22 protein-coding genes and 1 pseudogene are annotated in these 21,550 nt (G+C 60.7%); 4 read left to right on the top strand and 19 right to left on the bottom strand.

What is annotated here, in order from left to right; genetic code table 11:
• Positions 1-14 precede the first annotated feature (14 nt).
• From GT753_RS14410 to GT753_RS14390, 5 genes are read right to left on the bottom strand one after another with little or no spacing between them, the layout of a single operon-like run.
• On the bottom strand, positions 15-1,265 hold the full coding sequence (locus GT753_RS14410; RefSeq protein WP_160125719.1) for a phospholipase D-like domain-containing protein: 1,251 nt from the start codon (positions 1,263-1,265) through the stop codon (positions 15-17).
• Entirely contained in the window at positions 1,258-1,908 is a 651-nt protein-coding gene (locus GT753_RS14405; RefSeq protein ID WP_016929215.1) for a MotA/TolQ/ExbB proton channel family protein, read from the bottom strand. The genes GT753_RS14410 and GT753_RS14405 overlap by 8 nt, the downstream gene beginning before the upstream one ends.
• Before the next feature lie 46 nt (positions 1,909-1,954).
• A complete protein-coding gene (locus GT753_RS14400) occupies positions 1,955-4,198 on the bottom strand; it encodes a TonB-dependent receptor (protein ID WP_160125718.1) in 2,244 nt (747 codons plus the stop codon).
• A 39-nt stretch (positions 4,199-4,237) separates the two neighbouring features.
• Positions 4,238-4,990 (bottom strand): energy transducer TonB, encoded by a 753-nt coding sequence (locus GT753_RS14395; RefSeq protein ID WP_060423097.1) that lies wholly within the window; start codon positions 4,988-4,990, stop codon positions 4,238-4,240.
• 1 nt (position 4,991) lies between these two features.
• Entirely contained in the window at positions 4,992-5,399 is a 408-nt protein-coding gene (locus GT753_RS14390) for a biopolymer transporter ExbD (RefSeq protein WP_004933244.1), read from the bottom strand.
• Between the two features lie 492 nt (positions 5,400-5,891).
• Between GT753_RS14390 and GT753_RS14385 the strand changes: the two genes are divergently transcribed.
• Complete coding sequence (locus tag GT753_RS14385) at positions 5,892-6,194, top strand: hypothetical protein (protein ID WP_004933246.1); 303 nt, start codon at positions 5,892-5,894, stop codon at positions 6,192-6,194.
• A gap of 33 nt (positions 6,195-6,227) precedes the next feature.
• On the opposite strand, the gene idi is transcribed toward GT753_RS14385, so the two are convergent.
• Genes idi through GT753_RS14365 form a run of 4 tightly spaced genes read right to left on the bottom strand, consistent with a single transcriptional unit; the run spans position 6,228 to position 9,136 of the window.
• Entirely contained in the window at positions 6,228-6,827 is a 600-nt protein-coding gene (idi, locus tag GT753_RS14380; protein ID WP_118892474.1) for an isopentenyl-diphosphate Delta-isomerase, read from the bottom strand.
• A 42-nt stretch (positions 6,828-6,869) separates the two neighbouring features.
• Positions 6,870-7,097, bottom strand: a complete 228-nt coding sequence (locus GT753_RS14375; protein WP_004933250.1) for a non-oxidative hydroxyarylic acid decarboxylases subunit D — start codon at positions 7,095-7,097, stop codon at positions 6,870-6,872.
• Between the two features lie 9 nt (positions 7,098-7,106).
• Positions 7,107-8,534, bottom strand: a complete 1,428-nt coding sequence (locus tag GT753_RS14370) for a non-oxidative hydroxyarylic acid decarboxylases subunit C (RefSeq protein WP_015376505.1) — start codon at positions 8,532-8,534, stop codon at positions 7,107-7,109.
• Positions 8,535-8,536: 2 nt separating this feature from the next.
• Entirely contained in the window at positions 8,537-9,136 is a 600-nt protein-coding gene (locus GT753_RS14365) for a non-oxidative hydroxyarylic acid decarboxylases subunit B (protein ID WP_118892475.1), read from the bottom strand.
• Positions 9,137-9,317: 181 nt separating this feature from the next.
• Between GT753_RS14365 and GT753_RS14360 the strand changes: the two genes are divergently transcribed.
• The gene (locus GT753_RS14360; RefSeq protein WP_004933256.1) at positions 9,318-9,734 is read left to right on the top strand and encodes a MarR family winged helix-turn-helix transcriptional regulator; all 417 of its coding nucleotides are present in this window, start codon (positions 9,318-9,320) and stop codon (positions 9,732-9,734) included.
• Between the two features lie 91 nt (positions 9,735-9,825).
• On the opposite strand, the pseudogene GT753_RS14355 reads toward GT753_RS14360, so the two are convergent.
• The 3 genes and pseudogenes from GT753_RS14355 to GT753_RS14345 form a co-directional block, all read right to left on the bottom strand.
• Positions 9,826-10,743, bottom strand: a pseudogene (locus tag GT753_RS14355) (L,D-transpeptidase family protein); the annotation flags it as partial.
• A gap of 233 nt (positions 10,744-10,976) precedes the next feature.
• On the bottom strand, positions 10,977-11,852 hold the full coding sequence (locus GT753_RS14350; RefSeq protein WP_015376503.1) for a helix-turn-helix domain-containing protein: 876 nt from the start codon (positions 11,850-11,852) through the stop codon (positions 10,977-10,979).
• 10 nt (positions 11,853-11,862) lie between these two features.
• Complete coding sequence (locus GT753_RS14345; protein WP_076740905.1) at positions 11,863-12,240, bottom strand: hypothetical protein; 378 nt, start codon at positions 12,238-12,240, stop codon at positions 11,863-11,865.
• 120 nt (positions 12,241-12,360) lie between these two features.
• Between GT753_RS14345 and GT753_RS14340 the strand changes: the two genes are divergently transcribed.
• Positions 12,361-13,182, top strand: a complete 822-nt coding sequence (locus GT753_RS14340; protein WP_021504183.1) for a helix-turn-helix transcriptional regulator — start codon at positions 12,361-12,363, stop codon at positions 13,180-13,182.
• Between the two features lie 38 nt (positions 13,183-13,220).
• Here the strand turns inward: GT753_RS14340 and GT753_RS14335 are convergent, their stop codons facing one another.
• The 7 genes from GT753_RS14335 to GT753_RS14305 form a co-directional block, all read right to left on the bottom strand.
• The gene (locus tag GT753_RS14335) at positions 13,221-14,357 is read right to left on the bottom strand and encodes a porin (RefSeq protein WP_031299792.1); all 1,137 of its coding nucleotides are present in this window, start codon (positions 14,355-14,357) and stop codon (positions 13,221-13,223) included.
• Between the two features lie 369 nt (positions 14,358-14,726).
• Positions 14,727-15,497, bottom strand: a complete 771-nt coding sequence (locus GT753_RS14330; RefSeq protein WP_160125717.1) for a 3-hydroxybutyrate dehydrogenase — start codon at positions 15,495-15,497, stop codon at positions 14,727-14,729.
• Between the two features lie 12 nt (positions 15,498-15,509).
• Positions 15,510-16,904 carry a GntP family permease gene (locus GT753_RS14325; RefSeq protein ID WP_197716273.1) on the bottom strand — a complete coding sequence of 465 codons (1,395 nt, stop codon included), beginning with the start codon at positions 16,902-16,904 and terminating at the stop codon, positions 15,510-15,512.
• Between the two features lie 42 nt (positions 16,905-16,946).
• Positions 16,947-17,870: a 3-hydroxyacyl-CoA dehydrogenase family protein gene (locus tag GT753_RS14320; RefSeq protein ID WP_076740903.1), complete on the bottom strand. Its 924-nt coding sequence runs from the start codon at positions 17,868-17,870 to the stop codon at positions 16,947-16,949.
• A gap of 18 nt (positions 17,871-17,888) precedes the next feature.
• Entirely contained in the window at positions 17,889-19,073 is a 1,185-nt protein-coding gene (locus GT753_RS14315; protein ID WP_076740902.1) for an acetyl-CoA C-acetyltransferase, read from the bottom strand.
• Between the two features lie 14 nt (positions 19,074-19,087).
• The gene (locus tag GT753_RS14310; RefSeq protein ID WP_025305151.1) at positions 19,088-19,741 is read right to left on the bottom strand and encodes a CoA transferase subunit B; all 654 of its coding nucleotides are present in this window, start codon (positions 19,739-19,741) and stop codon (positions 19,088-19,090) included.
• Between the two features lie 11 nt (positions 19,742-19,752).
• Positions 19,753-20,451, bottom strand: a complete 699-nt coding sequence (locus tag GT753_RS14305) for a CoA transferase subunit A (protein ID WP_004933280.1) — start codon at positions 20,449-20,451, stop codon at positions 19,753-19,755.
• A 168-nt stretch (positions 20,452-20,619) separates the two neighbouring features.
• On the opposite strand from GT753_RS14305, the gene GT753_RS14300 reads away from it, so the two are divergent.
• Positions 20,620-21,519: a LysR family transcriptional regulator gene (locus tag GT753_RS14300; protein WP_044029783.1), complete on the top strand. Its 900-nt coding sequence runs from the start codon at positions 20,620-20,622 to the stop codon at positions 21,517-21,519.
• Positions 21,520-21,550: the final 31 nt, after the last annotated feature.

The raw sequence follows: 21,550 nt of genomic DNA, 5'->3' as shown, positions 1-21,550 counted from the left end.
ACTCTAAATAATATTCACTTAACGCCGCCCGGCTTGGGCGTCGGATAATCGTAATCCAGCTTCAACGGCTCGGCGTAGACGCTGTTCCACAGCTGTTGATACAGCTGGTCCAACCGCCCGCTCATCGTCGCATTGTGCAACACCAGCTCCAGATTGCGCGAGTTGTCCAGATAGCCGCCGGTCCAGTTGCTGGTGCCCACCCAGGCAATCTCATCATCGATGGTCATCAGCTTGCTGTGGATCACCCGGGCAAACGGAATGAAACCGCTGCTGGCCGGGGGAATGGTCACCACTTTGATCTGCACGTTCGGCACCAGCGCCAGGCTCTTCAGCCAGGCGATGTCCGGCTTTTTGGTGTTCCAGTTGGCCACCATCAGCTCGATCTGCACCCCGCGCGCCGCCGCGCCGCGCAACGCGTTGTCGATCACCGCATAAAAGGGGCGACTGTGCTCCGGGCCGAACGACAGCGGTGCGTAGTCCATCACCTGCACCCGCACCCGCCGTTTAGCGTCGGCCAGCAGGCGCGGCAGCTCGGCCTGCGAATCGAGCACGCCCGCCGGATTGTAGGCGCGCGGGCTGGCCACCAGATAGTCGCCCTGCGGGGGCGCGGTCGGCGGCGAATCGGGCAGCGCCGGCACCGGCTTATCCTGCGCCAGCAGCGCCTGCGCCTGCCAGTCCTGTTCGAAGATCGCCTGAATTTGCCCCACCACCCTGGCGTCGCTGATGCGCAGCCCGGTTTCGTGAATATGCTCCAGCGCGCGCCAGTCGAAGTTCTGGCTGCCGACAAACGCCTGCTCGCCGTCCACCAGCAGATATTTGGCGTGCAGGATGCCGCCGCTCAGCTTCTGGTAAGGTATGATGCGCAGCTCCAGATTGGGGATCGCCTTCAGCTGTTCCAGCGTTTCGGCGGTAGAAATGCGAATGCCCTTCTCTTCCACCAAAAAGCGGATTTTCACCCCGCGCTCACCGGCCGCCTTCAGGTGCTGCAGCACGCCGTCCAGCAGCGAACCGTCCTGATTCGCTACGTAAAACTGCCCCAGGTCGATGCGGGTTTTCGCCGCGTCGAACATCTCGCGCCACACCTCGGCGGTGTTGCGCAGGTCGTCGGCCTGCAGCGCGGTTTCTACCGGTGCGGTATACACCAGCTCGTAACCGGGAATCGCAAAACGCGCCGCAGCGCTCTGGCTCAACATCAACAAACAACCGCCCCACAATGCCGTATAAAGGCGGCCGAACGGCCGCCGTGTTGGATGGCCATTAGGCATAGCGCGGCGCCCCGCTGTCAACCCATTGTTCGCCGCTGCCGCTCTCCGGGCGGCTGGCCGGTTGACCGGCGCGGATCAGCAGCACCTTCAGCAGCTCGTTGATGCGCTCCATGCGGCTCTGCAGGAAGTTGTTGGCCACCAGGCACAGCAGCGCGATGGCGATGCCGAGGCCGGTGGCGTACAGCGCGGTGCCCATCCCGGCGGACACCAGGCTCGGCTCGGACACCCCCGAGGCAGCCAGCGCCTTGAAGGTTTCGATGATCCCCATCACCGTGCCGAGCAGCCCCAGCAACGGCGCGGCGGTGACCACGGTTTCCAGCAGCCACAGGCCGCGCGCCATCGGCGGCTTGCTCAGCAGGTACTGGGCGTCGATCAGATCGCCGATCGCCTCGCGATCGCCGGCGCGGTGTTTCTGCGCCAACACCGGCGCGATCACCGCCATCGGCAGGCTGTTGCGCTGGGTCAGCGCGTCCGGCAGATCGGCCGCGCGGCGCACCTCCGGCGTCAGCGCCTGCTCCAGTCGGCGCGCCTGGCGCTGGGTATAGGCGAAGTACAGCGTGCGTTCGATGATGATCACCAGCGCGATCGCCAGCGCGGCGTACATCACGTAGAAAATAATGTCGTGCAACAGATTGGCGTCCATACAGGGCTCCTCCTCCCCGCCGCCCGGTAGGCAGCGGGGCATTCAGTTAAAAGGTGGCTTCCAGCGAGACGCTGAAGGTGCGTTCTTCGCCGACGTTGTAATACGGGGTGCTGGCCTTCACGCCGCCGTAGGGCGCCGCGTTGAAGGTGGTGGTGCGCACCGAGGTCAGGTATTCCTTGTCAAACAGGTTGCTGATGCCAAAGCGCAGCGCGGCGCTTTTGACGATTTTCTTGTCCACCGGCAGATGCACCCCCGCCGCCAGATCGAATACCGTGCGGCCGCCGATCTTCTCGTCGTTGGTCAAGTCGCCGTAGAATGCGCTGACGTACTTGCCGCTGACGCTGCCGTAATACAGCCCGTCGTCATAACCCAACGTCATGTTCAGCAGGTTTTTCGGCACGTTCGGCACCTCTTTGCCGGAGGTCGGCAGCGGCTGCCCGCCGTTGCTGACGATGTCGTTCTTCTGCTTCGATTGGGTATAGGTATAAGAGGTGTAGTAATTGAAGTTATGCGGCAGTTGGCCGCTCCACTCCAGCTCCAGCCCTTTGTTCTCCACGTTGCCGATGTTCATCATCTCGTAGTCGCCGGCCGCGTTGGTGGTGGAGATTTGGCGATCGCTGTAGCGCATGTAGAACAGCGTGGCGCTCAGCAGCATGTCCTCTTGCTGGAAACGCCAGCCCAGTTCGTGGTTCCAGCTCAGCTCCGGCTTGGTGCTGAGCGAGTCGCCAACGTTGTACAGCACGTAGTTGGGCGGCGTGCGCATGTTGCGCGTCAGGTTGTAGAACACCTGGTTTTCCTGGTTCACCTTATAGCTGGCGCTGAAGTTCGGCAGGAATTCGTGATAGGTGGCTTTGCGCTTCTCCGGCACGTTGTACAGGCTGCCGCGGTTGTCCCCTTTACGCTCCACATACTGATAGGCCAGGCCGCCGACGAAGGTCCAGTCCGGCGTGGCAAACCAGGTGTCCTGCAGCCACACTTTCTGTGCCGGGGTGATGGTGTACTGGTTGCGCCCCTGCACGGTGTTGCCGTTGGCGTCCTTCACCTGATCGGAACCGCCGGGTTTCCCCCAAATCTGTGACGGGTTGCCGTCGCCCTTGATGCTGATGAACGGCTGAGTCTGCAGTTGGCGCGCGCGTTCATACCAGTAGCCGATATCCAGGCTGTGCTGATCGTTAATGTCCCACTTCAGCTTGGTGGTGATGCCCGGCCGCCAGGTTTGGGTCCACGACGGGCGGTAATAGGTGTTGGACTGCAGGTTGCTGAGGTCATACTGCCCGGCTCTGTCCGACGTGCTGGACAATACCGACGCCGTCTGGCCGTTGAAGCTGCCGCCGTTGCCCCAGTAGTAATACGGCTGCAGGGTCAGCGACAGGTTGTCGCGCAGCTGCAGTTTCTGGGTGAACGACAGCGTAAAGTTCTCGAACGGGTTGCGTTCAATCTTGTAATACTTGTTCAACTGCCCTTTGCTGTTGTACTCCGGCGAGGTGACATAATCGGTGTCACGGCCGTCGTTTTGGAACTGCGCCTTGCTCAGGGTGTTGTAGTTGGTGTTGTTCTGGCGGTTGTACTTCATCACCAGATTGCTGCTGTTGCCGTTGCCGTCTTCATAGAGCGAATTCATCTCGAACTTGTCGGAGTACAGCCGCCCCTCGCCGCGCCATTTCTTCGCCTCGGTGTGCGAATAGGAGAGCCAGTTGCTGAAGCCGTTGTACTCGCCGGTCTCCAGGCGGGCGAAGGTTTTGCTCAGGCTGTTGCTGCCCAGCGTCTGCTTGACGAAACCGCCGAAGTCTTTCGCCGGGCGGCGCGTTACCAGGCCGATGTTGCCGCCGCTGGAGCCGATATGCGGGCCGTCCACTTCGGAAGACCCCTGGGTGACGAACACCTCCTCCAGGTTTTCCGCGTCGCCCAGCAGGTTCGGGTAGACCGCGTAGTTGCCGGAGTCGTTGATCGGGATGCCGTCCATCGACAGGCCGATCTGATCCGAGTTCATACCGCGCATGGTGTAGTCCACGCCGCTCAGGCCGCTGGCGTCGTTGCTGTTGACGTTCAGGCCCGGCGTGTATTTCAGTTTATCAATGGCGTTGGCCGCCGACGGCATTTTGTCCATCGCCTCTTTGGTGACGGTGGAGCGCGCCTTGGCGCTGTCGTCCTGCACCATCATGCCGCCGCCGAGCGACTGCCCCTTGACGCTGATGGTGCCGACATCGGTGGCGTCGGCCGCCAGCGCGGCGCCCGGCAGCATCGCCGACATCACCGCCAGATAGATCCCAGAACGATTAAACGATTTCATTGTGTGCATCCCATAAAAATCAAACGATTAACCCTTGCGCTAAGGCGCCTGATAATTGAACGTCGCGGTAAATCTTTTGGTTGTTTGCCCGGCGAACGCCTCGCTCGGGAACGGCTTTACTGAACTGATGCTTTGCAGGCTGCTCATCGCCGCGCGATTCAGCAGCATGCTGGCGGCCTTGTTGGCGATGCCGGAAGAGAGCACCCGCCCGCTGCGATCGACCTCCAGCCACACCTCGACGTTGCCCTGCGGGCGCTCGAGCGAGGCCTGCCGCCCGCTCGGGTAGCGCTTGCGCTGTTCCAGCTCACGGCGCAAGGCCAGCAGGTAGCCGTTTTCTATCGCCTGCGCGTTCACCTTCGGCGCCGCGGGGGCGGCCGGTGCGGGCTGCGCCGCCGGTTTGCTGACCAGCGCGCGCGGTGCGGCGGGCGCCGGCGTCGGTTTAGGTTTCTCTACCGGTTTGGCTTTCTCTTTCACCGGTTTGGGTTTGGGCTTTGGCTGTGGCTTCGGCACCGGCTTGGCTTCCACGATCGGTTCCGGCGCCGGCACCACCGGTTCGGGGATCGGCTCCGGCTCCGGCTCCGGCGGCGGCGGTTCGGGCTGAGGCTCCGGCGGCGTTTCCGGTTGGGGTTCCGGCGCCGGTTCAGGCTCCACCAGCGCCAGTTCAATGGCGGTTTCGTCGTAGCGCGGCTGGATCTTCAGCGCCGCCTGTTGGCTGGCGAACAGCAGGCAACCGGCGACAATCAGCGCCGGCAACCAGCTGAAAAGATGACGTGAGCGATAGAGCAGATACATGTCACAGCTTCCGTGTCGCGATGGAGACGGAGAAGAAGCCGCCCTGGCGCAGGTTGTCCATGACCGCCACCAGCCGCTCGACCGCCACGCCTTTATCGCTGTTGACGATGATGGTGGTGGTCTGGTTGGCCTGCTGCTGTTGCTTCAGCGTGTTGACCAACGCGTCGAGCGCGATCGGCTGGCCATCCAGCTGCAGCTGTTCGTCGGCCCCCAGCGTGATGATCGCTTTCTTCTGCGGTTTCAGCTGTTGCGCGCTGCCGGCGGACGGCAACTGCGTTTTCAGCCCGAGCGCCGGAATGACGTTCAGGCTGATCAAGACGAAAAACACCAATAAAAACATCATCACGTCGATCATCGGGATCAGTTCGATGTGCGCTTTGTTCTTTTTCGGTTCGTTCCAGTTACGCATGACACTCCCTCCAAAAGCGAAGCAGCCAATATAGGAGGGGTTTGTTTACCTTTTGTTACGCTTGTGTGATCTTATTTTCACAGTGGAGATTTTTTGCGAGAATTTTTTCAATGGCGGGCAATAAATGCGGAGATATAACTCATTAATTAGCGATAGTTTTTAATGGAATAATTGCAATGTGGGCCTAACGCCGTGCGGATGACGAGACAATAAATGTGAAAATAGTGACAAGCTGCGCCAACCGGTGGCGGCTTTGCCTCTCACCTCCCAGCGATATCTGCTATTTTTCCCAAGAAAATTCCCAACCCCCCTCTTTAAAACACTCGCCAAAAAATAAATGCGACTATATTTAACCAAATAACACCCTTCATTGAATGGAATATTGCCAATTAAATGGCAGTCGTTATATTTTTAAAGTGAAATGGCGCTACAGCGTTATTTTAGAATTTAATTAAACCCACTAAGTCACCCTTTTATTTATAAGGATTGTATATGAAAGTACTTAGTCAATATGAAGAACAGTACGTTAGCGGTGGCGATCTGAACGCGGCCTGGGATGGGCTGTTGGACGGCGCCATGACCGGCGCGCTGATCGCAGGTAAATCCGCAGGCGCAGGCGGCTTTATTGCCGGTGCGGTCGGCCAATTGGTCGGCACCATTATCGGCGGCGTTGCAGGCGGTGTGGGGCTGGGTCTTTATGGCCTGACGCATACGCAGCAGGAAGTGGCCGACTACGCGAAACATTTCCGCGAGACTATCGGCTCCACTTCGACCTCGGTCGGCGGCAGCCTGTAAACATGAATGAATAGTCACCCTTGCGGTGGCTATTTATTTTATTACAGCACCGTCCCTAATGTCGCGCGCTGCGCTCTTTATGGTTATGGCATCCCTGTATTTTTTCAAACCTGATGTTATCGCACCGGTATTCAATTGAGAAACCATCCACGGGCTGAAAGCGAATGGCGTTAATTTTACAGCCGCCATTAAGTTATTGAGATCGACCCACGCATAATCCGCCACTTCATCCGGATTAGCGCAGAGAGCGCCTTTACAATACGCGGCAAATACCGGGCAAACCTCATTCTCCATGATGCCGGACACGTCGGTCGCCTGATAACTGAAGGCGTCGCTCAGCAGCATTATCTGCTCGACTTCCGTGCCCAATTCAACCTGAGCGCGACGTATAACGGCCTGCGTCAGCGCCTCTTGCGGCAGGGGATGCCCACAAAAAGAATTGGTCCAGACCCCCGGCCAGGCGGTTTTGCTCAACGCGCGCCGGGTGACCAACACTGCACCCTCGACAGTAAACAGGTAGCATGAAAAAGCCAGATGCAGCGGCGTATGCCGCGTGTGGACCTGATCTTTGGGCGTCGTCCCGCAGGGCTGCCAGGCGGCGTCAAGCAGAACGACGTCTTCATTTTTCATCATTGGTATTTCCATGAAAAGGCGGGCTTTTCCCCGCCTGCGGTTTCATTTCCTCAGAAGAGGGGGAATGGTCGGCACTTCCGGCGCATTATCGATATCCTGCTGAGTCATGCGAAACTCGGGCGGATAATGCTCCCGTTCCGTTCTGCGAGCAGGTTCGGTATTACGCCAGGTATAAAGGCAGTGTTGACACTGGTATACCGTCCACACACCCTTGACCGGTGAATGCGCCATGACGTCTATCTGTTTATCGGCACAACGAGGACAAATCATAGGAACTCCTTAATGACGGTTAGCCAGCATGGCGGTTAATTTATCCACCCACAGGGCGGTTTCTGGTAAATCCTTGACCGGCTGGCTGTAGTGGCCGCGCGTATCCGGAGCCACCGGCGTGGTCGCGTCAATGATGAGTTTGTCCGTGATCCCCGCCGGGCTGGAGCCGGGATCCAACTCCAGCACCGACATATTCGGCAATTGCACCAAATCGCCGGCCGGATTGACCTTGGCGGACAGCGCCCACATAACCTGCGGCAGGTTGAAGGGATCGACATCCTCATCGACCATGATCACCATTTTCACATAGCCCAGCCCATGCGGCGTGGTCATCGCCCGCATCCCCACCGCGCGCGCGAAACCGCCGTAACGCTTTTTAGTGGAAATGATGACGAGCAACCCGTGGGTATACATCGCATTAACCGCCTGCACTTCCGGAAACTCGGCTTTCAACTGCTGATACAGCGGCACACAGGTGGCCGGCCCCATCAGGTAGTCGATTTCTGTCCAGGGCATGCCCAGATACAGGGATTCGAAAATCGGCCGCGAGCGGTAAGAAACCTTATCGATGCGCACCACCGTCATGTTGCGGCCGCCGGAATAGTGCCCCGTAAATTCGCCGAACGGGCCTTCAATCTCGCGCTTGCGGCCTTCAATCACTCCTTCAATGATGACTTCGGAACCCCAGGGCACATCAAAGCCGGTCAAGGGGGCCGTCGCTATCGGGTACGGGCTTTCACGCAGGGCGCCGGCCATTTCATACTCCGACTGATCGTATTTGAGCGGCGTCGCCCCCATCAGCGTAATGATCGGGTCATTGCCCAGCGTAATGGCGATAGGCAGATCCTCGCCGCGCTCTTCTGCTTTATGCAGATGCAGCGCGATGTCGTGCATCGGCACGGGCTGCAGGCCCAGCTTACGCTTGCCCTTCACCTCCATGCGATAAATGCCGACGTTTTGCTTCCCGAAGTGGGTCGGATCTTCAGGATCGCGGGAAACCACGCAGGCCTTATCCAGGTAGAATCCACCGTCGCCGTCGTTTAAGCGAAACAGCGGCAGGATCTCAAACAGATTAATCTCCTCACCGTTGACCTCGTTCTCGGCCCAGGGCGGATTATCGCGACGTTCCGCAGAGACGGGAAAATGATCCCAGCGGCGAATATACTCATCGATTTGCTGCTTCACCGGCGTGGCCGGCGGGAGCCCCAGGGCTATGGCGTGATTCTGCCATGACCCGATGGTATTCATGACCACATGCGCGTGTTCAAAGCCTTTAATGTTCCTGAATGCAATGGCGGGGGCGCCCTCACCCATTCTGCCTGTGGCGTTGGCTGCCGCGGCGATATCCGGTTCCGCCTGAACCTCCTCGGTAATATCGAGTAATTGTCCGGCCTCATCCAGCGCCGCTAAATAACTTCGCAGATCGTCATAAGCCATATTTAACCTTCCTCGGTGTCAGTGGTTTTTTTGCTATTTTCTTTTAGTCCTGCCCAGCGCTTTGCCCGGCGATGATCAAGACCAAATTGATCCAGCACGCGTGCGACAATATGATCGGTAACGTCATCGATATGAGTGGGGTGGTTATAATAAGCGGGCATGGGGGGAACCAATGACACCCCCAATTTCGAGAGCGCGAGCATATTTTCCAAGTGAATAGTGCTCAACGGCGTTTCTCTGGGAACCAACACCAACTTCCGCCCTTCTTTGAGAATCACATCCGCCGCTCTGCCAATAAGCCCTTCTGCATAACCGGCTCGAATACCCGCCAACGTTTTCATACTGCAGGGAATAATGATCATGCCGTCCGTATGAAAAGAACCTGAAGAGATCGTGGCGGCCTGATCGGCAGAACCGTGCGTCACGTCGGCCATCGCCATCACGTCATGCACGGTGAAATTTGTTTCGAGTTCAATGGTCGTTTTGGCCCACTTACTCAAGATCAAATGCGTCTCTATGCCCTCCATGTCTTTTAGCGCCTGAAGCAGCGCCGTACCCAGCGGCGCCCCGGTCGCGCCCGTCATCGCGATCACTAATTTCATGCAACACCCCACAAAGTTCGTATGCGAACGATTTATCAAATCTAGTCCTGAGATAGCGATAAAACAAGTGGGCAATATGTAACCGTTCGTAAACGAACAACTTTCCGAGCAGGTATCCCTTATCGGCTTATTTTGTTATATTGATATTATTGTTAGCTTTTTTCCTTTCAGGGAATAATGTATGAACAGAACGCTGGCCAATACTTTTTTCCACCTCATTCGCGAACTGCTTCAGGATCATAGTGCTCAATGGCAAAAATCGCTTCCTGAACTCAGCAAACAACAATATTCCATTCTGGCCACCGTTTCAGAAACGCCGGGCATTGAACAAATCGAATTAATGGAAGCGGCGATCAGCAGTAAAGCCGCGCTGGCCGAATTGCTAGGCCGCATGGAAGGAAAAGGTCTATTAAAACGGGAAGCCGGCGAGCATGATAAGCGCCGCCGATTTATTTACCTGACGCCTGCTGGGCAGGCGCTGTTCGAAGCCAGCCGCCCCATCGCCGACGCGATTGATAATATGTATCTCGAACGAGTCAATAAAGACCAACATGAGTCGGCGCTTTTCGTTTTAAAGACGATGATAGGGAAGCAATAAATTCACCGCGCCAACAGCGGAAGCTGAAAGCATAAAAAAAGACGCCCGCAGGCGTCTTTTTTATCGCATTCACTGAAGCTCTGGGCAATCAGTTCACTTTCACCGGCATACCGGAACGGGCCTTGATCGCCGCGTCCACTTCGCTCTGGTTGACGCCGGCGTCCATCAGCACTTTGCCGACCGGCGCGGAGATGGTCAACGGCACCGGATCCTTGGATTGCAACTGCTCTTCGTTGGCCGACAGCGGGTTGTGCACTTCCACGTAGCGCGAGCCGTCCGGTTCGACGGTGGCCTTCATCGGTTCGTTGATGAACTGCACGCGGGTGCCGACCGGCACGTTCTGGAACAGGTACTTGATGTCGTCGGCGCGCAGACGCACGCAGCCGTGGCTCACGCGCAGGCCGATGCCGAAGTTGGCGTTGGTGCCGTGAATGGCATACAGACGGCCAACATACAGCGCATACAGCCCCATCGGGTTATCCGGGCCGGCCGGGAACACCGCAGGCAGGATCTCGCCGTCAGCCGCGTATTCGGCGCGCATCTTGGCGGTCGGCGTCCAGGTTGGGCCGTCTTTCTTGCGCTGCACGGTGGTGGTCCAGTTCAGCGGGGTGTCTTTACCCAGCTGGCCGATGCCGATCGGCAGCACCACCACGGTGTTGGAGCCTTTCGGGTAATAGTACAGACGCATTTCGGCGCTGTTGATGATGATGCCTTCACGCGGCGCGTCCGGCAGGATCAGCTGCTGCGGGATAGTTAGGGTGCTGCCGGCCTTCGGCAGGAACGGATCCACGCCCGGGTTGGCCTCCAGCATGTTACTCAGCCCCATCTGATACTGGGCGGCGAAGCTTTCCAGCGGCAGTTTGCTGTCTTCCGGTACGGTGATTTGGATATTCTCGCCCACCAAACGGCTGTCTTTTGGCGGCAGCGGGTAAACGACGGCGAAGGCAGCCTGGCTGAATGCAACCAGTGCCGTAAACAGGGTTAATAACGCGCGAATGCTCATTTTCATCTTCGTGTTGGTCAAGGCCACTGGCGATTATGGGTATTGGTTTCTACGGCCACTTTGCCCCGTTGAATTTCAGCCGGCAGCCAACGGCGCTGCGGCCTGAAAAACCAGGGGGGATTTGACCGGATGCGCATTATATGTGCACATCAATCAAAGTGTGAACCATTACCGATGTAATATCGCAATTTTTTGTAACCTGACGCGCCACGCCGGCGATTTTTTGCGAGAACCGCCGCCTAGCTGGCGGCGGCCAACGCTTCCTCCCGCCGTATCGGAATCAGATATTCACAGCGGATCGCCGCGCCGCCGAGCGGGCAACTGCCCTCCTGCGCCGGGTAGAAACGCTCGATATCCTGCCCTGGCCGGCGAATGGCGTTCATCTGCGGCATGGCGGTGTCATACAGCCGGACAATAAAGTTTTGTAACCCTTCCGCCTGTCCCTGGTAGGTGAAACGGGCATACTCGCCCTGCTCGATAGTCACCCGTTCTCCCGGCGCCCCTTCGTCCGGCAGAGCGGCGGTGTAGGCCATGCGCGGGCTGCCCCGGCGGCGCCGGTCAACTTCCAGACTGGTGAGGCCGTATACCACCTCCGGCAGCGCCTGCGGCTGCAGCAACTGCCGCCAGGCGTGGCGGCGCAGCTCGCACTTGGAGGCCGCCAACTGCCCCAGCGTGCAGTGGCGGCGTTGAGTGTGCCCCACCAGCTGCATCGCGGGCAGCGTCACGATATCGGCCTGCGGCAATGGCGCTTCGGTCAGGCGCAGCGGCGGCTGCAGCCCATAGCTCGACCAATCCTGGCTGCGACGATAGCTGGCCGGCGGCAGACCGAACTGCTTGCGGAAGCAACGGGTGAAGGTCTGCTGCGAATCGAACTGGTAAGTATCGGCGATGCAGGCCACGCTGGTGCCGGTCAGGCGCAGTTCACGCGCGGCGGCGGTCAGCCTTCTGCGGCGCGCGTAGGTGCCGAGAATATGGCCGGTATGCTGCTTGAACATCCGCTGCAAATGCCATTTGGAGTAGCCGGACTTGGCGGCGATGTCGTCCAGCGTCAGCGGCTGATCCAGGCTCTGCTCGATCCAGGCCAGCAGCTGTTCAATCACCTGTTGCTGGTGCATGGTGTTCCCCTTATTTTAACAATAACGTCTGCGCCAATACCCGCCCTGCGGCTTCATCGGCGGCCACCAGTACCGGATAGCCCCAGAATTTGGCGCCGTATTCGGCGAATTCTTCCGCCGCCGCGCGTTTGGCGTCGTCCGGTTCCAGCATGATCATGCCTTTCACCCACCGCTTCAGCGCCTCGCGGTTATCGCGCTTCCACAGCGCCACCTGGGTGCGGGCATCGCGGTCATGTTCTTGTTCTTCATCGCCGACGCTGCGGTCGGTCATCAGGACAAAGGGTTCGGCGCGCGCCAGCAGCGCGCTGAATTCGGCCAGCTCGGCCTGGGTATCGCGCCCGCTGCGGCGCATCCATACCAGCGGAAAGTCGGCGCTATCCAATGACATAATCAGTTTCCTCGCGAAAGGGTTTAGCACTGGCGCTTACTTTATCGGCACCGGCGCTAGACCGCATTGCGCAATCAGGACATAATACTTTTCAATTCCGCCAAATTGAGAACTATTCTCATGAAAGTACAGATCCCCCGCCACTGTCTGGATATCGATCAGGTGCCGCGCCCGCTGTTTGCCCTGCAAGGTTCGACTCTCGAGCAGGATTGGGAAGTCGAGCCGCACCGCCACCGGAAGGCGCAACTGATCTACACCGTGCGCGGCATGATCCGCTGCGAAGTGGAAAACGGGCTGTGGCTGGTGCCGCCGCAGTGCGCGCTGTGGATGCCGGGCAACGTGTTGCACAACGCCCAGGGCGCCGGCTCCACCGAGGCCTATTGCCTGTTCGTCGATCAACATGCCGCCGTCGGCCTGCCGCAAAGCTGCTGCACGCTGTCGGTCTCGCCGCTGCTGCGCGAGCTGCTGCTGCAGGCCAGCACCTTCGAGCCGCTTTACGACGAACAGGGCGCCGAGGGGCGTCTGACGGCGGTATTGCTGGATCAGTTGGCGGCCGCGCCGATCGAGAATCTGCATCTGCCGGTGTCCGACGACGCGCGCATCCGGCAGTTGACCGAAGGCATGCTGAGCAGCCCGGCGGACAAATCCACCCTCGGGCAGTGGGCGCAGCGCATCGGCATGAGCGAACGCTCCCTCAGCCGCACCTTGCAACAGCAGATGGGCATGAGCTTCGGCCACTGGCGGCGCCAGCTGCACGTAATGCTGGCGCTGCAGCGCTTGACGCAGGGCGAGAGCGTACAGACGGTGGCGCTGGATTTGGGCTACGAGAGCGCCAGCGGCTTCGTCACCATGTTCAGAAAGGCGGTGGGCAAACCGCCGGCGCGCTATCTGGCGGAGCGCAACGCCTCTGGAGAGACCCTGGGCGGTGCGATCACCATGTAAAAAAGCCGGCGCAGGCGCCGGCTTGGAGCAGGTGAAAATCAGAAGTCGTAGAACACCGTTATCCAGGTGGAATCCGGCTCGTTGTCGCTGCTGTTGGCCAGCGTGCGCTCCACATACACCGACAGACCGTAACCGATGGTGGTGCCCGCGCCAAGATAGACGTGGTTGGCGTGATACGCCTCGTCTCCCTTCAGCCGCAGCGAGTCCGCCGCCACATAAGGCTGGACGGATTTGAGAAACGGCTTGTCGATATTGAAGGTGTAACCGACGAAGCCTTCCAGCCCGTAGCCGTCACCGGCGAAGAAGTGCGACAGCGTGCGCTGGCGGGTGCTCGGCACATAATCTTTGTAGTAGCTGGCGGTACCGACGATATACCAGTTATTCGGCTGCCAGGTTAACGCGGTGCCGGACAGCTGCTGGTGATAATCTTTTTCGCTGTACAGATTATCTTTGATCTTCGCATCGGTATAACTGTAGGCGGCGCTGAAGGTGAAGTCTTTCGTCACCTTGTAATCGAAGCCCAGCCCGCCGCCGCCTTTGCGGCGATAAATCAGGTTATCCGCGGTGTGCAGATCGTCTTCCGGCAATAAATAGTTGGCGTACAGCGTGACCGGCCCGAAATCATTGGTGTATTTGATGCTGTTTTTCGGTTTATTGCCGCCGTCATAGTCGCCGGAAATACCGATGCCGGTGCCGCCCGCATGGCCATCGTTATCCCAGACGTCGCTTTTGATGCCGACCACCGAATAATAGATGCCGTATTGATGGCCATAGGTCAGGGTGCCGTAACGATCGTCTTTGAAGCCGGCGTACAGCTGGCGCTGATAGTCGCGCTTGCCGTCTTCGTTATAGTGCCCGTCCCAGCTGAGCGCGTGCGCCAGATCGACGCCCCACTCGTAATAGCCGATGATCGAGGTGTCCTGCGTCAGCGCATAATCGCCGCTGAAGCGAAAACGCGTGCCGCCGTCGTGGCCGTTTTTGTCATAGCCCGGCTCCGGGCCGTTATTGAAGATCCACTCGGGGCGAATGCTGCCGCCCACCTTTAAACTGAGCGGCGCCAGCAACACATTGCTCTGCGGGTTTTTATCCAGAATGGTGATCTCGGCCTGCGCGCCGGCGGAAATCGCCGACAGCAAGACGCCGCCAATGAATATTGGCGTTGTATTTTTTCTCATTATTACCCCTGCCCGAAAAAATTATTGTTATAAACGCGGTGGTCTTAAGCCACGCAGAAATAATTAACCGATGTGAACAGCGCACGCAAGATATAAAAATTCACGCCATAACCTGCCATTATTTCAGGTTGGATTTAATTTCAGCAAAAACGTGTTCACCTGTAACACGGAGAAAAACAATGTAATAACCGCAGCACGAAATAAACCAATCCGCACGTTTCACCCAAAATAACCCTTCGTGATTATCTGGGAATAATGATAGCAAATAACAAAAAAATATTATTGCCGCAGGTAAACCGTCACGCGATGGAATTAATTAAAGGCGGGAAATAACGACGGAGCGCATTGCGCGCTCCGGGGAAAATCTCACTACTGCGCCAGCCAGCCGCCGTCCATGTTCCAGGCGGCGCCACGCACCTGCGCCGCCGCATCGCTGCATAGGAACAGCGCCAGCTCACCGAGCTGCTCTGGCGTGACGAACTCTTGCGAAGGCTGCTTCTCCGCCAACAGCTCATCGCGCGCCCGCTGCGGATCGGTACCGGCGGCGATGCGTTTGTCGATCTGCTGCTGCACCAGCGGCGTCAGCACCCAGCCGGGGCAGATGGCGTTGCAGGTGACGGGCGTGCGGGCGGTTTCCAGCGCCAGCGTCTTGGTCAGCCCCACCACGCCGTGCTTGGCCGCCACATAGGCCGACTTGTCTTTCGACGCCACCAGCCCGTGCACCGACGCCACGTTGATGATGCGCCCCCAGTGGCGCTCGCGCATACCCGGCAGCGCCAACCGGCAGGTGTGGAACACCGCCGACAGGTTAATGGCGAGGATGGCGTTCCATTTCTCCACCGGGAACTGATCCAGCGGCGCCACGTGCTGAATGCCGGCGTTGTTCACCAGAATGTCCACGCCGCCGAACTCACGCTCGGCATAGTGCATCATGTCCGCTATCTGGGCCGCATCGCCGAGATCGGCGCCGTGATACCCCGGCGCGGCGCCCAGCCGGGCAACCTGCGCTTTCGCCGCTTCCACATCGCCAAAGCCGTTGAGGATCACGCGCACGCCGGCGGCGGCCAGCACGGACGCTATCCCGAGGCCGATGCCGCTGGTCGAGCCGGTCACCAGCGCGGTCTTGCCTTGTACACTCATGGTATCGCTCCTTTAAACAATGCCGGTCAGGTAGAACACGCCGATCACGAACAGCACCGCGGCGCTCTTGATCAGGGTGATGGCGAAGATGCCGCCATAGGCCTGCCGGTGGCTGAGGCCGGTGATCGCCAGCAGGGTGATCACCGCGCCGTTGTGCGGCAAGGTATCCATGCCGCCGCTGGCCATCGAGGCCACCCGGTGCAGCACTTCCAGCGGGATATGCGCGGCGTGGGCGGCGGCCACGAAGTTATCGGCCATCGCCGCCAGCGCGATGCTCATGCCGCCGGAGGCCGAGCCGGTGATGCCGGCCAGCAGGGTGACGCTGATCGCTTCGTTCAGCAGCGGATTGGGGATCGCCGACAGCGCCTGCGACAGCACCAAAAAGCCCGGCAGCGCGGCGATCACCGCGCCGAAGCCGTATTCGGAGGCGGTGTTCATCGCCGCCAGAATTGCGCCGCCGACCGCCGTCTTGCTGCCTTCCGCCAGCCGGCCGCGAATATTGCCAAAGCCGAACGCCACCACCAGTAGAATACCCGACACCAGCGCCGCTTCCACCGCCCAGATGGCGGTGATCTTCGCCACATCGGTGGTGATGGGCTTGGCCAGCCCCGGCAGCGTCAGATCGTGGCTGGCGCCGTACCACTGCGGGATCCAATGGGTGAAGGCAAGGTTGAATACCCCGACCAGAATCAACGGCAGGATGGCGATCAGCGGATTCGGCAGGTTGATATCGTCCGGGGTTTCCGGTTCGTTCAGCAGCTCGGTGCCGTAACCCTCCCCCTTCAACTGCGCCTTGCGCCGCTGGCGTTCAAGATACAGCAGGCCGACCGCGATGATGAACAGCGAGCCGATCAGCCCCAGCCAGGGCGCGGCCCAGGCATTGGTGCCGAAGAAGCTGGTCGGGATGATGTTTTGGATCTGCGGCGTGCCGGGCAAGGCGTCCATGGTGAAGGAGAAGGCGCCGAGCGCCACGGTGGCCGGGATCAGCCGCTTGGGGATGCCACTCTGGCGGAACAGCTCGGCGGCGAACGGATAAACCGCGAACGCCACCACAAACAGCGACACCCCGCCGTAGGTCAGCAGCGCGCACACCAGCACGATCACCGGAATGGCGTGACGCCGGCCGAGAATGCGGATCGCCGCCGCGACGATCGAACGGGAAAAACCGGACAGCTCAATCAGCTTGCCGAATACCGCCCCCAGCAGGAACACCGGGAAGTAGAGCTTCACAAAGCCGACCATCTTCTCCATAAACAGCCCGGTGAAGGTCGGCGCCACCGCGCCGGGGTCGGTCAACAGCACCGCGCCCAGCGCAGCGATCGGGGCGAACAAAATCACGCTGTAGCCGCGGTAGGCGGCCAGCATCAGTAATCCCAGTGCTGCCAGGGCAATCAAAACGCTCATCAGGCACCTCGCTATCGTTGTTATTGTCAGGTACGGCGTGCGAAATTACGGTTTCAGCGCAAAGCGCAGCTGATGCGCCCGTCGCCGTTGGATGCGTTCCCTGCGCGCTTCATCCCAAAGATAAAATCCCCGGCCGCTGCGCTGGCCGGTATCGCCGCGCTGCAGCCGCTGTTCCACCAGCGCCATCATCTCGTCACCGGTCGCCAGTTCCGGGAACAGGTGGCGGGCGATGTCCGCCACCGTCGGGAGCCCGGTCATGTCGGCGGCCTCCAGCGGGCCGACCATGGCGTAGCGCCGCCCCAGCGAGGCGCGCATCACCTGATCCACCACCTCGGCGCTGGCGATGCCGCTGTGGACGATGTGCAGCGCCTCGCGCAGCACCGCAAACTGCAGCCGGTTGCCGACAAACCCCGGCGCGGCGCGTTCCAGCAGCACCGCCTCCAGCGCCATCTCGCCGAGCAGCGCCTGCACCGCCGCCAGATGGCGCGGCTCGGTGGCGCTGCCGGGCACGATCTCCACCAGCGGGATCAGGTGCGGCGGATGCCAAAAGTGGGCGATCAGCAGCCGCTGCGGATGGGTCATGCGCGCCGCCAGCTCGTCCGGCAGCAGGCCGCTGGTGTTGCTGGCGATCACCGCGTCATCGGCGATCAGCCCTTCCAACTGCTCATACAGCGCATGCTTCAGCTCGAGCCGTTCCGGGATCGCCTCAATAAGCAGCCGGGCGCGCGCCACCGCGTTCAGATCGCCGGTCACGCGCAGACGCGCCAGCGCCGCTTCGCGCTCATCGTTATCAAACTGCCCGACGTCGCTCAGCTCGGCCAGAATGCCGCTCGCCACCGCCGGCGCTTCCGCCCGGCGCTGCGGATCCGGGTCATACAGCAGCACCTCATGGCCGTGGCGAATAAAGTGGGTGGCGATGCCCACCCCCATCAGCCCGGCGCCCAGTACCGCATAGTCAGATGACTGCATGGTGCCCTCCTCGGTTGTTTACGGGCGCTCTACCGCCAGCGCCACCCCCTGCCCGCCGCCGATGCACAGCATCGCCAGCCCCTTGTTCACCCCGCGGCGCTGCATTTCGAACAGCAGCGACACCAAAATGCGACAGCCGGACGCGCCGATCGGATGCCCCAGCGCGATCGCTCCGCCGTTGACGTTGACCCGTTCCGCCTCCCAGCCCAGTTCTTTACCCACCGCCAGCGCCTGCGCGGCGAAAGCTTCGTTGGCTTCGATCAGATCGACCTCCTCCAACCGCCAACCGGCTTTTTCCAGGCAGCGGCGCGCGGCCGGCGCCGGGCCGATGCCCATGATCGCCGGTTCGACGCCCGACGAGGCGTAACCGGCGATGCGCGCCAGCACCGGCAAACGCAGCGCGGCGGCTTTTTCCGCGCTCATCAGCAGCACCACGGCGGCGCCGTCGTTGAGCGACGAGGCGTTGCCGGCGGTCACCGTGCCCTCTTTGCGAAACGCCGGGCGCAGCCGCGCCAGCGCCTCCAGGCTGGTGTCGCGCGGCTGTTCGTCGCGCTCTACCCGCAGCGCTTCGCCCTTGGGCTGCGGCACCGTCACCGGCGTGATCTCCTGCGCGAAACGCCCGGCCTGCTGCGCCGCCTGCGCCTTCTGCTGCGAGCGCAGCGCGAACCTGTCTTGTTCTTCTCTGCTGATGGCGTATTTCTCCGCCAGGTTCTCGGCGGTGATGCCCATGTGATAGTCGTTGAACGCGTCCCATAGGCCATCGTGGATCACGCTGTCCACCATCTGCGCGTGACCGAGGCGCAGGCCGGCGCGCGCGCCGGCCATCAGGTAAGGCGACTGGCTCATGCTCTCCTGACCGCCGGCGATCACCGCGTCGGCGTCACCGCTGCGGATCGCCTGCACCGCCAGATGCACCGCCTTCAAACCGGAGCCGCACACCTTGTTGATGGTCAGCGCCGGCGTCGTAACGGGCAGCCCGGCGTTGAGCGCGGTCTGGCGCGCCGGATTCTGCCCGCAGCCGGCGGTCAGCACCTGGCCGAGGATCACTTCATCGATCTGCTGCGGCGGCACGCCACTTTGCGCCAGCAGCCCCTGCACCGCCGCCGTGCCCAGTTCCACCGCCGTCAGCGGCGCCAGCGCGCCGTGAAAACTGCCGACCGGCGTGCGCGTCGCCGCCACGATCACCACTTCACGTTGTTGCACATTCACCTCCCGTCTCAGAAACGCATTTCCGGCACTTGCTCCGGCACGATCAGCCGGCCGGCGGTTTTGGCGACAATCTCCGCCACGCTGACGCCCGGCGCGCGTTCGCGCAGCACGAAGGCGCCGTCTTCAATTTCCAGGTAGGCCAGATCGGTCAATACCTTGCGGATGCAGTTGGCGCCGGTCAGCGGCAGCGTGCAGCGCGGCAGCAGCTTGGACTCGCCGCCCTTCGCGGCGTGGGTCATCACCACGATGATGTTCTCCGCCCCCGCCACCAGATCCATCGCGCCGCCCATGCCCTTGACCATCTTGCCGGGGATCATCCACGAGGCGATGTTGCCCTCGACGTCCACTTCAAACGCCCCCAGCACGGTCAGATCGACATGGCCGCCGCGGATCATGGCGAACGACTGCGCCGAATCGAAAATAGACGCGCCGAGGCGCGCGGTGACCGTCTGCTTGCCGGCGTTGATCATGTCGGCGTCCAGCTGTTGCTCGGTCGGGAACTCGCCCATCCCCAGCAGGCCGTTTTCCGACTGCAGCATCACGTCCATGCCCGCCGGCACATAGTTGGCCACCAGCGTCGGGATGCCGATGCCCAGGTTGACGTAGTAACCGTCTCTCAGCTCTTGCGCCACGCGCTGCGCCATTTGTTCACGGGTAAGCATGCGAATTCTCCTTATGCCCGCAGGGTGCGTTGTTCGATACGCTTTTCGAAGGTGCCCTGGATCAGCCGATCGACGTAGATGCCGGGGGTGTGGATCGCCGCCGGATCCAGTTCGCCCGGCGCCACGATCTCTTCCACTTCCACCACCGTGATGCGCCCGGCGGTCGCCATCAGCGGATTGAAGTTCTGCGCGGTGTGGCGGTAGATGACGTTGCCGAAGTGATCGGCCTTCCAGCCTTTCACGATGGCGAAATCGCCGGTGATGGCGGTTTCCATGATGTAAGGGCGGCCGTTGAACTCGCGCACCTCTTTGCCTTCGGCGATCGGCGTGCCGTAACCGGTGGCGGTGAAGAACGCCGGGATGCCGGCGCCGCCGGCGCGGATCTTCTCCGCCAGCGTGCCCTGCGGCGTGAGATCCACCTCCAGCTCACCGCTGAGCGCCTGCTGCTCGAACAGCGCGTTTTCACCGACATAAGATCCCACCACCTTGCGGATCTGATGGGTTTCCAGCAGCCGCCCGAGGCCGAACCCGTCGACGCCACAGTTGTTGGAAACCACCGTCAAGCCGCGCACGCCGCGCCGGCGGATCTCTTCGATCAGGTTTTCCGGGATGCCGCACAGGCCAAAGCCGCCCGCCAGCACCGTCATGTTGTCCGTCAGGCCTGCCAGCGCTTCCTGGTAGCTGCCGACGCGTTTGTCGAGCCCTGCCATATCGTTGCCCCTGCATGTTGCGGCGCAGGGCGAAATGCCCTGGCTTGCGTGAGGGCATCTTCAGGTCACAAAAATGATTTGTTAATTTTGTTTTTATGCCGCATTCATTTAGAATTTTTATTAATCACTCGTTAACTGACAATTAACAAAGAGTTAACGCCAGCCAAAATGAAAATGAGCATCAAACAGTTACGCGCGTTTTTAGCGGTAGCTCACACTCTGAATTTCGCCCAGGCCAGCGAGCGGCTGAATATTTCTCAGCCGGCGCTCAGCCTGGCGATCCGTGGGCTGGAAGACGCGCTGGGCGGGCCGCTGCTGCTGCGCACCACCCGCCGGGTGACGCTGACGCCGGAGGGCGAAACCTTCTTCCCGATGGCGCGCCAGCTGCTGGCGGATTGGGATAACGCGGAAGAGGCGATGCGTCAGCGCTTCACCCTGCAGATGGGCAAGGTGGCGATTGCCGCCATGCCGTCGTTCGCCGGCAACCCGCTGCCGCCGATCCTCAAGGCCTTTCGCGATCGTTACGCCGGCATCAACGTGGCGGTGCACGACGTCATCAACGAGCAGGTGTTTGAAATGATCCGCGAAGGCCGGGTGGAGATGGGCATCGCCTTCGAGCCGGAGCCGAGCGACACCCTGCACTTCACCCCGCTGTGCCGCGATCGCTTTCTGGCGGTGGTGCCGAAGGATTCGGCGCTGGCACGCAGGGCGCAGGTGAGCTGGAAGGAGCTGCTGACGCTGGATTTCATCACCCTGCAGCGGCCATCAGCGGTGCGGCTGCTGCTGGAGCAGGAGCTGGCCCGCAGCGGGCGAACGCTGGAGGTGGCGTTTGAGAGCCACCAGCTGGTGACGGTCGGGCGCATGGTGGCCAACGGCCTCGGCGCCAGCGCGGTGCCGGCGCTGTGCGAGCAACAGATGGATGAGCTGGGGGCGGTCTGCGTGCCGCTGATCGGCCCGATTATCGAACGGCGCGTGGGCCTGATCCGCCTGGCGCAGCACCAACTCTCTTCCGCCGCTCAGGCGCTGGCGACGGTAATCGAACGGGAGATGGCGGGGAGTGGCGGGTAAAGCGGCACCAGCATTTTCAGATGATTCTCCG

The organism is Serratia sp. Z4, from assembly GCF_009900725.1.
Classification (GTDB): Bacteria; Pseudomonadota; Gammaproteobacteria; order Enterobacterales; family Enterobacteriaceae; genus Serratia; species Serratia nematodiphila.
The sequence above is the reverse complement of the archived record's forward strand: the minus strand, read 5'-3'. Positions and strand labels throughout refer to the sequence as shown.